General features: G+C 55.3%; 7 protein-coding genes and 2 pseudogenes. 7 read left to right on the top strand and 2 right to left on the bottom strand.

Annotated features, from left to right (window positions below):
* Nucleotides 1-131 precede the first annotated feature (131 nt).
* The 6 genes from ACR65W_RS20390 to ACR65W_RS20365 all read left to right on the top strand — a co-directional run bounded on the left by ACR65W_RS20390 (nt 132) and on the right by ACR65W_RS20365 (nt 6868).
* Nucleotides 132-737 (top strand): hypothetical protein, encoded by a 606-nt coding sequence (locus ACR65W_RS20390; protein ID WP_434498852.1) that lies wholly within the window; start codon nt 132-134, stop codon nt 735-737.
* A 517-nt stretch (nt 738-1254) separates the two neighbouring features.
* Nucleotides 1255-1965, top strand: coding sequence for a hypothetical protein (locus ACR65W_RS20385; protein ID WP_434498851.1), 711 nt, complete (start codon nt 1255-1257; stop codon nt 1963-1965).
* 12 nt (nt 1966-1977) lie between these two features.
* On the top strand, nt 1978-3381 hold the full coding sequence (locus tag ACR65W_RS20380; RefSeq protein WP_434498850.1) for a Dyp-type peroxidase: 1404 nt from the start codon (nt 1978-1980) through the stop codon (nt 3379-3381).
* Nucleotides 3320-3703: a VOC family protein gene (locus ACR65W_RS20375; protein WP_434498849.1), complete on the top strand. Its 384-nt coding sequence runs from the start codon at nt 3320-3322 to the stop codon at nt 3701-3703. Before ACR65W_RS20380 ends, ACR65W_RS20375 begins: the two co-directional genes overlap by 62 nt.
* 408 nt (nt 3704-4111) lie before the next feature.
* Complete coding sequence (locus ACR65W_RS20370; protein WP_434498848.1) at nt 4112-5524, top strand: hypothetical protein; 1413 nt, start codon at nt 4112-4114, stop codon at nt 5522-5524.
* Between the two features lie 117 nt (nt 5525-5641).
* The gene (locus ACR65W_RS20365; RefSeq protein ID WP_434498847.1) at nt 5642-6868 is read left to right on the top strand and encodes an ABC1 kinase family protein; all 1227 of its coding nucleotides are present in this window, start codon (nt 5642-5644) and stop codon (nt 6866-6868) included.
* Nucleotides 6869-7075: 207 nt separating this feature from the next.
* Here the strand turns inward: ACR65W_RS20365 and ACR65W_RS20360 are convergent.
* A pseudogene (locus ACR65W_RS20360) lies at nt 7076-8073 on the bottom strand (helix-turn-helix domain-containing protein); the annotation flags it as partial.
* 389 nt (nt 8074-8462) lie between these two features.
* On the opposite strand from ACR65W_RS20360, the gene ACR65W_RS20355 reads away from it, so the two are divergent.
* On the top strand, nt 8463-9662 hold the full coding sequence (locus ACR65W_RS20355) for a hypothetical protein (RefSeq protein WP_434498853.1): 1200 nt from the start codon (nt 8463-8465) through the stop codon (nt 9660-9662).
* Between the two features lie 106 nt (nt 9663-9768).
* Here ACR65W_RS20355 and ACR65W_RS20350 read toward each other — a convergent pair.
* Nucleotides 9769-10021: pseudogene (locus tag ACR65W_RS20350) on the bottom strand (IS5/IS1182 family transposase); the annotation flags it as partial.
* Between the last annotated feature and the right edge of the window lie 806 nt (nt 10022-10827).

The following is a 10827-nucleotide window of genomic DNA, read 5'->3' as shown; positions in this document are numbered from 1 at the left end:
TCACAAGATAACCGATCTCGCCGCCTTGCTACCGTGGCGCTGGGCCGCCGACCTACAAGCCAAAAAGCTCGCCGCCTGATCTACGCGCAGCCGTCCTTGGCTGAAAATGATCAGCCCACGTGCCTCACCGGATGCTTACTCTGATTATCGAAAAGCGAATCAAGGAACTCCATCCCGATGGGACGGATCACTATGAGATCTACAAGTTTCGAGGTGCCACATTCAAGATAACAGAGACATTGTCGCACCACGTCTACAATGGTGTCGGGCATCACACCTTCTTTCCCGGCGGCAAAGTCGAGGATCCGACTGAGAGAGATCCCATTGGAGACGTCGTTGTGGGAGCGGCACGCACGGCAGCAACGATCCGCGTTCCTGCGCCGTTGGCGCTCGCCGGAAGTCAACGCGCATTCTCTGTGGCGTCCAAGGCCGTAGAATCAGTGCGGGGTATATACATGGGGCTCGCATACACCAACGTCGAGCGGCTGATTTCCCAGGGTATGAAAATTGGTCCCGGCGAGGTCCAGCTGATTGACCCGCACCATCCGAAGGTTGGCAACCTAACCAATACCTTCCTATCAGGAACATTCAAAGGAAAGCTGTCAGACCTCGACGGCGACGGCCTATTAGATGTTAACACAGAGCGCTGCCACGGGACTACGGACGGCTACCTAGACTACTACCTGACCGGCGCAGAAAGCGCCGATCCATTTGATCCGCTCCAGCGCATTCGGTGAAAGGGCAGCTGTTATGGCCAGCAAGTTTGAAGAACTTGGCAAGGATCTCGCCGGGATCCTACGCGGAATGATTGGGTCGAGTCCAACCGCACGTGCAGGAGACGAGTGGGGCACGGATAGACATGACGCCGAATGGGGTGGTGGAATGGAACGGAGAGACCCTTGGGGCCCAAGCGATAACCCTAACCTCTTGTTTCCGACCGAATACAAACTGTGGGCGGACATGAATAACGCTCCCAAACTTGTACCGGGACACCTTCTTGTTGTGCATCTCGCGACAAGTACTTGCTATCAAGTCGATCCCCGAACGGGAGACGCAACTCTCCTATTCACCTTGAAGTGGGGGCCGCGCACCTTTATGTGGCGAGCGATCGCCGATGCTGACGGCACAATCTATTGCTCTGTCTCCGGAACTCTTCAGAGTACTCGAGGGGAAATACCTCCTGGATACGCTCCGCCTGCAGCTCGATTTAACTATTGGGGGGCCATCGTACAAATCGACCACCGGCGTGGCCGAATGCGGACGCTGGTAGAAACCAAGTTGCCGGGCGTCGGCAATGTGATCGATCCGCATGGCATGCAGATGCTTAAGGACGACAAGCTCTTGGTCTCCGACTTTCAGGGCTTTGAGCCAGGGGGATGTGTGTACACAGTCGACAAGAAGACTGGCGACCTCCAAGTAATCTCGAAGGACGGTCTCTTCACTGTACCGGTAAGCGCAGTCGAGGACGCGGATGGCACCATATGGGTTGCGAACGCAGATATGACTGAGCAGAACGACGGCGAGATCATCAAAGTTGATAAGGGCGGGAAGCAGTCGGTATTCCTGCCCTGGTCGGGCAAGAATTCCGGTCAGATAGTTGGAATGCTTCAGTCGAATAAGCCAGATGAACTCGTTGTTTTTCGCTGCGAGTGGCCGAACGTAAGAGGAAATAGCGCTGTATTCATCATCAACAAGAAATCAAAAGATATGCGAAAGATATTTGAATCAAGCGCGGACGATCCGCGCTTCTACAATACGAACGGTGATGTCGCGGGCGATATGCTCTGGTTTGGGGAGTCGGTTCGCAAAGAGATCATTGGTTACAATCTCGACACTAACAAAATTGTGGCGACGCTTGATTTCCGGCCGGTGGCGGGAGGCTGGCGTGGCATGCTCGACTCATACGATGGCATCGAGAGCGTTACGGTAGTACCCCCGATCGGAGTCGAACAGAACGTCATTTAGTCAGAGGGCATCATGGCTATCGAGTTTCCAGATTTGCAGGGAAACGTCATGCCAGGTTTCGCAAAACCGAAGCAGGTGTTTCTATTTTTCGAGTTGCGACGCTCTCATGATTGGCTGGTGAAATTGTGCCGATCCGTCACCTCGCAAAAGGATGTATTGCAATTCCGAGCCGAACTGCGGGTATGGAGGCAGGAGCAAGTCGGATCGCGTCCCACCTCAACTTGGCTAAATATTGGCCTTACATCGAGCGGCTTGCAAAAGCTCGGACAGGACCCTTCTCTGTTGAGGAGCGGAGCCTTCACAAGCGGACTAGCAGCAAGGGCACACATTACGGACGGCCCCACTCAACCAGGAGACCCAGCAAATCCGAACAGTTGGCTGGTCGGAGGAGCGGGCACGGCCGCAGACGTCTTATTGCATTTAGGATGTGATGACCAATCCGATTTGATTCAAGCAATGCGCCAGATCGTTGGTGACATTGGAGATGCGGCTCGCTTGATCCACTATGACATCGGCAGTGCCCTTGAAGGACCATTGGCCGGAAAAGAACATTTTGGTTACAAAGATGGAATATCACAACCGAAGTCGATCGGTACTCCTACTCCCGGCACGATAACTGATGTGATCGCGCCGGACGAGCTATTCGCGTTCAGCGAGCACGGGAAGACGAGAGTAACCTTCCCCACCTGGGCTAGCGACGGCACTTTTGCCGTGTATGAACGCCTCGCTCAAGACGTTGGCGCTTTTCGTCGTGTCTGTACCTCGACCGCCGAGGCTCTAACCCGTCGGTATGGTACCAGGGTTTCGCCATCAGCGATTGGAGCGCGAATTTTCGGCCGCTGGACCAGCGGGGCACCGTTGTCCTTGAGTCCCAATGCGGATGATCCGGCACTCGGCCGAGACGACGAAAGAAACAACCTGTTCGGATATCAGGATGATCCGATGGGTGTGAAATGCCCGATCGATTCTCATGTTCGGTTGGCGTTGAGGCGCGACGATGCAATAGGTAAGGGGCAGCCCCGACGAATTCTGCGTCGCGGCATCCCGTTTGGCGCGCCATACCCCTTGCCTGGCGATCGCGGGCTGCTCTTTCTTTCATTTCAGGCCTCGATCGAACAGCAATTCGAAGAGTTGCTGGGCCCTGACGAGACTCCCTGGGAACAGATATCTACGGCTGCAACGCCGCTATTCGGATTGAACGAACGACCCTTTAATTTTTCATTCGCCCGCGATAGCGGTGGGTTCCAGGAAGTATCGGTGCGGATTAAGGACCGATTTGTGGTCACCACCGGAGGTGCGTATTTGTTCTATCCTACCATTTCCGGCCTTCGTGCACTCCTAGAGGCAGACCACCATGCTCGACATAGACGGGTTAAAGATCAGAGGCGGAAGGAATATCGCGCTCAAAATTCCTGACCACTCGTACTCGCAAACTGTCGCGTTCTATCGCGATGTTCTTAAGCTTCCGCAGGTTGAAAGGCAGGATGGACAGGTCTGCTTCCGGTTCGACGATCGGCAGCCGTTCACTTATCTTTGGCTCGACAAGGCCGAAGGATCGGCTCGACCGGATGTTTGGCTTGAACTGAATACCGACAATGTCGAACAGGCCAAACGATACCTGCAGTCCATGGGCGGTACCGTCCCATCCCATCTCGAACGTCTCCCGGATGGTTTTAAGGGATTCTGGTTCGTTGACCCAGCCGGACTGGTCTACCTTGTCTCGCTCCACGGCGAATAGATTCCGCATTTAATGCTACCATAGCTCGGACAAGCGCTCGCTCTGGCCGAACTCGGTCTTCCCGACTTGCGCAGACGGGCCTGAGATCCTGCAGGACTACACGGCGGTATCCCCGCGCCGAGTTTCAGCAGTGAGACCATTAGGCGAACGCTGCGGGAGTATTTCCGCTAGGCGACGAGCGAGCCGATCGTTGCCGAGTTTTTGCCGTCGCATTCACAACGAATTTAAGATTGGGACTACTGGGTTCATTTGAGACACTTGCGAACTGTCGCCTGGACTTAGTCGTTTCCTGCGTGATCTTCTCGTGATTGCATGGGCATTCCCTGACCATCGCTCGCGTTATCATGTGGCGATCGAGAATTTCGTTCGAGACGGATTGCAGTACAGCGATTGTCGGGAGAACGTCGAATGGTAAAGCCTATTATCTCGGGTCCATATCGTACCTTTCGTCGACTGAACCAGGAGGAAAGCTTCCTTGAGTTCGAGGGCTCGACGATCACGATCCCAATGAAGGCGCGCGCAACACCGAGCGGCCCATGGATGTCCCAGGAGATCAAGCTGAAGGCATTCATGCGTCTTGAGATTTATCCGCCATACTATAACAACCTTGGCACTCGCGAGTTTCAATTCACCATTCGAGACTGGGACCTTCATGGAACAAGCGAGATGCTGAACATCTTGTTCTTTGAGGATCCGCGCGGAAGGCTCGTTACACTCGACAACGGCTTAGCCGACTATGTTCCGGCCACGGTGACATTCAACGTCGCCAACCACTACCGGGTCAGACTCGATCCTCTCCTTAAGGCACATGCCGCCGACCTGTTCGGCGATGAACGCGATATCGATATCCGCAACTTCACGAGCCATTCTCTCCGGACCTGGAACGAAATTGCCGCGCGCGGCACCGACAGCTGGTTTTACGGGCACCCCCACCAACTCCTTTACTGGGAAATTCTGCTGCCGGAAGACCTGAAGGGCATTCAGAAGGACATCGACTATCTATACGACGCCGCGACCAAACGTGGAGAGAATAAGCTTTCTAAAGACGCGTCCCTGATGATCTTTCACAAGAAACAGCCAGATATTCATGGCGCTTTCAATCTGAGCAGCGCCGAGGACCGAGTACGATACCTTGTGGCCGTCACGACGTTCGATCCACTGATTGAGCCTGGCACCGCCAGAGCCCTGCCAGGAACCTTCAGGGCGACGCTGCCGGTGCGAGGGTTCGAGTCAAGCCTCACCCAGCTGCGCGGAAATACAGTCCTCTCATCTCTCTACCGTCCCCGCGAGCCGCTCGAAATACGATGGCGGCTAAACGATGAGTTTCGCGACGCCTCAGGCGTCACGAATTACGTGAGTGACGTTCTTAGGCGCACCGGAAGCAAACGATTCAACGGGTATCTCGAGCTCAGTAGTCCGGCGCGAAGCCTTGGCACCGCAGATCAAGCGCCGGACATCGGGTACCCGTTTGATTCAGCAGACTTCCCGGCAAGGATTACCTACGCCATCAACTACAACATCGGCATAAACCATCAGCGGGTCGTTGAAGATAATGCCGGAATTGCCATAGCTGTCGGCACAGTCGAAGTGCCCCCTCGGGATGTCACTGTCGCGTTCGACAAGCCGCATGTCGGACACGTGATTGAGAAGTACCTGGAATTCGGACCCGGCCATTGCACCGGCATGCACGAAATAACGTCGGCGGAGTACAGGGCAGGAGTAAATTTTGCGCGCTACTGGCGAACTGTGCCACTGAAGCACGATGACCCGCGCTGGGACCCCCCCCATTTCAAACCTTACGACCCTAATGTTGAGTATTAACGCGAGCTGCGATTCGAAAGGGATGAAGCCAAGAAGATGCCTTTACGACACGCAAGCGTAGCTATAGTCGCGATGAGAGCTTCGCAGATTCTTTTCGTCGTTGCACGAGCGTTTGTCGTGGTTGCAGTACAGCTTGCTCTGGCTAGGCGTAGCCGCGAACAACACAGATGGCAGACTTTCGTTGGCACGGCGCTGGCGAAGGCAGCTGAAGGGCTTGGACCGGTTTTCGTGAAGTTCGCCCAGATCGCGAGCTATCGCTGCGATGTATTCCCTCAAGCTATCCTGACGCCGCTTTCCCGTCTTCAGGAAGGTGTAGCATCGCCGCGTATTCAAGATGTAAGGAAGGTCATTGAAGAAGCCTTTGGCAGGCGAGTGAGCGAGATATTTCTGCGATTTGATGAACGCCCAATCGCCTGCGGCAGCATCGCGTCGGTGCACGTTGCACAGCTTCTCAACGGTGAAGTCGTTGCCGTAAAGGTTATTCGCCCTGGGGTTCAGGATGCGATCCAACGCGACATTATGTGTCTGCGCCTGATGGTGAAGTGGATAGCAAGAACGAAGTACGCCGAAGGGCTTCCGCTCGAAGCAGCTTTCGAACAGATTTCCCAGTTGATCACCGCACAGACTGATATGGTGGAAGAGCTGGCGAATCTGCGAGATTTTTCGCGCATGCTGGCTCAATGCAGGAATGTCAAAGTCCCCGCTCCTGGCAGTGGCTTCAGTCCGATGCGCAATGTCCTTCTCATGGAGTATATCGACGATAGTCAAACGATTGCGGAGCCATCCATTTCCGAAGAGGTGCTAAAGACGGCGTCAGTTCATCTGCTACGCCAGCTCTATCGCATGATTTTCTCCGAAGGATTGGTTCATTGCGACCTTCACCCAGGCAATGTCCACCTACGGGCGAACGGAACCATCTGCTTGTTTGATGCTGGTCTCGTATCGCGACTTTCGCGGGAGGATCGCGAATGCTTCAAAGACTTCTTTGTGGCGCTCGCCACTGGCGACGCGAATGCAGCAGCTGCAGCCATTGTCCGCAGTGCATCAACGGTTCCGACCGATCTAGATCAAAGACAACTGCTTTCCGAGGTGAGGAACCTAGTGAATCGCAACACCGGCCTGCCGGTCGGGCAGTTTCTTGTTGTTAGATTTGTGCACGAGGTTCTTGAGCTTCAACGACGCAATCGGCTCTACGGATCTCCAGGCTTTATATCTGCGATTTGGGCGCTGGCGATGTTCGAAGGCTTAATCAGACACCGCTTGCCGGATCTGGATTTTCAGGAAGAAGCACGACCCTACATATTGGGCACCCTTATTCAACGTCTCGGCAGCTCCTACCGCTAGGCAAAATAAGTTGTATTACGGTAGTCAACGATCGCATTTGGTTCGTCAGCTTCAAGCACTATCATCGGGGATCTTTTCGACTCTGAGCAGATAATCTTTGCCACCCCTCGACAACCCGTTCGGCACGAGGTTGTGTCTTTCGTCGAATGATTTGAGACAGGCGGGGCTGCGATTTAACGGAGGACGCGGCTCATCTGACGATTGAGTTTATGCGGCGGTCATTTGATGTTGCAAGCGTCGATTTTGGATGGTGATACGTTTGATCCTTTCTCGTTCACGCAGGATTTTTGCGCCGCGTCCGCAGTAGACGTCGGCGGGCGCGAGGTTGTTCAGGCTCTCGTGATAGCGGCGATGATTATAGTGATTGACGAAGGCGGCGATTTTCGCCTTCAGGTCGCCGGGCAGATAATAGTTTTCGAGCAGGATGCGGTTCTTGAGCGTCTGATGCCAGCGCTCGATCTTGCCTTGGGTCTGCTTGAGCTGATTGGGCGCCGTGGTCTTGTCCTTGAAGTCATCCGCCGCCTTGACGACGATGAAGGCCGGGCTGGTGATCAGGTCATGCGCCTTGAGCAGGCGATAGACCGAGGCTTCCGAAACAAAATAGCCTTTTGTGTCGACGAAGCGCGCCGCGAGTTCTCGCGGCGACAGGTCCGGCTCATCGAGCGCCAATTGCACGATCTCGTCGCGTCTCTCATCGGGGATGCGGTTCCAGACGCGCCACGGTCGGGACGGCTTGTCGGCCAAAGCTTCCAAGCCGCCGGATCGGTTAAGATCACACCAGCGATAAAAGCTGGCGCGTGCGACGCCGAGCTTTTCCAGCGTCTTCCTTGCCGGCAGATGCGACTGCTCAACAAGGCGGATGATCTCCAGCTTCTCCGAGGCGGGATATCTCATTCCTCGCCTCCCCCATCCGCAATCATGCTTTTTTTAAGCAATCGCAGCTCGAGCGCCTGTTCGGCGACGACTTCTTTCAGCTCCTTGGCCTGCCGTCGCAGACCCTTGACTTCGTCCGTCGTCGCCGCCCGCTCGGTGTCGTCGGCGAGGCGCCGCTTGCCGGACTCAAGGAACTCCTTCGACGAGGAATAATACAGGCTTTCGGCGATGCCTTCGCGCCGGCACAGCTCGGCGATGCTGTGCTCGCCGCGCAGATCATCCAGCACGATGCGGATTTTCTCCTCGGCCGAATAATGCCGACGCGTCGCGCGGCAGAGTGTCTCTCACAAGCCGTTCAGACGACTATAGGATTTCTGGTTCATCTTCACTCCCTGACGGTTACGATGAGCCAGAAATCCTCCTTTCAGCAATTCGCCCAGTTTGTCTCAAAGGCCCTGACGCCGGACAGACAGGGTTCTTCCGTCACCAGTGCGAAAGCTGTTCCAAAGCTGACCAACGGGAGACAAGCGCCGGCTTGTAATCGCATGACCGTTGCCATCGATTTCGTCGCAGCTCGGATCGGCCTGCGGCCGTCCCAAGCTCTCCGGGATCACTCGGATGTCTTCGGTTGCCAATTCATTGAGTATGCAAGTCGCCTTCTCGAGCCCGCGATGCGTTCCACGTGCCCATTTTCGCAAGCGAAAAACTGAAGTAGCATCGCTTGATTGCGCTGAACCAGCAGTCGGAGCAATCCCAATCGTCAAAAGGCACTATTGCACCAAAAAGCAAAGTTCAATTGGAGGGGATTATGGCTAAGCGAACACTTGATGCCGATTTGGGGGCGGACGCGGATGGCGAGCGCATCGCAGCGAAACGTCGCGCTCCGAAAGCGCGCGCTGCTAATGTGCACACGGAGACCATCACGGAAGAGAAGAGCGGGTTGCTGTTCGACCTCCGGAGAGTGGGTCCTCGGCAGAACGTGATGCAGATTGTCCCTCCGCGGGGCTCCATCCGACATTCCGTTCGTAGCGAACGACCGGCGGAAGAACTGGAGTTATTGACCCAATCTCTCGAAGCTCCGACGGGGCCCCTAGGAGCCAGGAACTTTCGGAACGTAGCCGGCAGCCAGATAGCCGTTCCTCATGTGACCAATTTATATTTGGGCCAATTTTGGGGCGATCAAAAGCGTTTCGAAGAATTTAGCAGGGCCATCGTGGAAAACGGTTATCTCGACCCGCTCCTACAACTCGGCTATGGAACGGGCTCAGGCGTGTATTTGGGATCGGCGCAAGCGTCGCGACCTGCGGGCCCCGCTTTTTCTGACGAAGATGCCCGTGAGACCATACGCAATCTTCTAGACAAAGGCACACTGCATGCAGACGAACACACGCTGATCTTTCTGATTTTGCCTGCTGGCATCCCATCGAAGTTCTCAGACGGTCCCAGCTCTTGCGGATCATTTTGTGGTTACCACGACACGCTTACGCACGGGCGTGTTGATGTCGCCTACGCAGTGCTCCCCGCCCCCGAATCTCCCGACGGTGGAGACCGCGACTTAGATATGTTCACCGCTACCTACGCTCACGGGCTCGCCGAGGCCTGCACCGACAAAATTCCAGGCAAGGGCTGGATTGATGACGAGGGCAACGAAAACGGTGATCTCGAGGCATGGATCCTCATGCCCTGGGGCCCGCCCTCCGAACCTAAACGTTACGTCGTGCAAGGCTACTACACAAATGAAAGAGGCAACACGATCGGTGCTTGGCGGGATCGACCGCTAGTGGTGGCGGCACCCGTTTCCGCTCCATCCGGCCCATTCGCCATGTCCGAACGCGCCCTTGCGTCGGCGCGGGGAACCCCATTACCGCTTGAGTGCGATTGGAAGTTAATTGGTGGCAAGTGGGTGTGGTATTGCGAGTAGTCAAACTATCATCGAGACGGAGAGGGCCCGCCGCACTGCCGGTAGCTCCGTCTTTCGTCGCGTGTGGAGAACTGTGAAGGTTCCGGATATCGGGGCCTTCTGGAGTAGGGGGCTCGACCCAGCGCTCGCACGAAGCCTCCTCAGATAGGTTGTGCGTTTCAAGATCGCGAGCCCGGCTATCAGACGCGTGGCAAGGGCGGACGACAGGGAACGTCGGCGTAGACTGCGCCGAACCGCGCTTCGAGAAAGCGCCAGTCGATCGCGCGCGAAAGCTTTGCCAGGGGATGGTTTGTGTCTGCGATCTGATCGAGACGCGCCTTGAACAGATCGTTCTCACAGCTGTCGCATCGCTCCTTCATCGCATGGCGCGAAACCGCCTCGCTTAGCTATTGTCCCAAATTAATTTGAACGTGGTTGGAAACTGAAATCCCTATTTGTTCAGCGAGAACCGTGTTTGCAGCAGGTGTAGTTAGTTGCTTAGTTTTACTATCCGTTGGTCCAAACGTGAGTAAGAGGTCGTGAGTACGAGCTCTTTGGGTGTTAAACAGGTTCCCCGTCGGATTTGCAGAGACGCGAACGAGCTTCCACGTGGGGGTAATGTTTCCGCTCGAAACAACTTCGAATTTTATATGATGAGAAATAACGTTTTGCTTAAATGGACCAGCCGGATCAGTAGGGTATTTTACTCCCGCAACGGCTCTGTCCAACTGTGTGCTAGCTTCGAGCCAATCTCCGATTTTCAAATCGCTGTTGGAGATGAGAAAGCTAGCTGCCGCCTCTAGGTCTGGGCCATGCTCTCGGAACGCACATGGCCGATGATCGTTTAGCAGTTCCTGTACTGTGTAATAATAGCTTACAATTCCTATTCTGTTTGCATCGGAAGAAAGCGAGCCTCCAATTCCGAGACTGTATTGTTGAGATGATGTCACAACGTTTCTGATGAAAGCTCCCGGAGCCGCGGAAATAGCCGTTGCCGGTGCCAAGGCCCCCGGGAAAGCTGTAACGGCAGTTTGCATAGGTGTGATGTAAGCCTCCGCCGAGGGCCGTCTGGCGATTGGGGCTGACGGCGGCGATAGTCGTGCGCGTGGCGCGGGGATCGTGTCCACTATCGATGATGGACACTATCTCCGATGACCGAGGCGGAAAAAGACGAGGCTGCGGGTTC

This window comes from Methylocystis sp. (genome assembly GCF_051062815.1).
Lineage (GTDB): Bacteria > Pseudomonadota > Alphaproteobacteria > Rhizobiales > Beijerinckiaceae > Methylocystis.
Note: the sequence above shows the minus strand (reverse complement) of the source record. Positions and strands in the feature narration are given on the sequence as shown.

Coding starts and splice junctions, on each gene's coding strand:
- ACR65W_RS20390 (WP_434498852.1), top strand. CDS start 132: ATGCTTACTCTGATTATCGAAAAGCGAATCAAGGAACTCCATCCCGAT.
- ACR65W_RS20385 (WP_434498851.1), top strand. CDS start 1,255: ATGCGGACGCTGGTAGAAACCAAGTTGCCGGGCGTCGGCAATGTGATC.
- ACR65W_RS20380 (WP_434498850.1), top strand. CDS start 1,978: ATGGCTATCGAGTTTCCAGATTTGCAGGGAAACGTCATGCCAGGTTTC.
- ACR65W_RS20375 (WP_434498849.1), top strand. CDS start 3,320: ATGCTCGACATAGACGGGTTAAAGATCAGAGGCGGAAGGAATATCGCG.
- ACR65W_RS20370 (WP_434498848.1), top strand. CDS start 4,112: ATGGTAAAGCCTATTATCTCGGGTCCATATCGTACCTTTCGTCGACTG.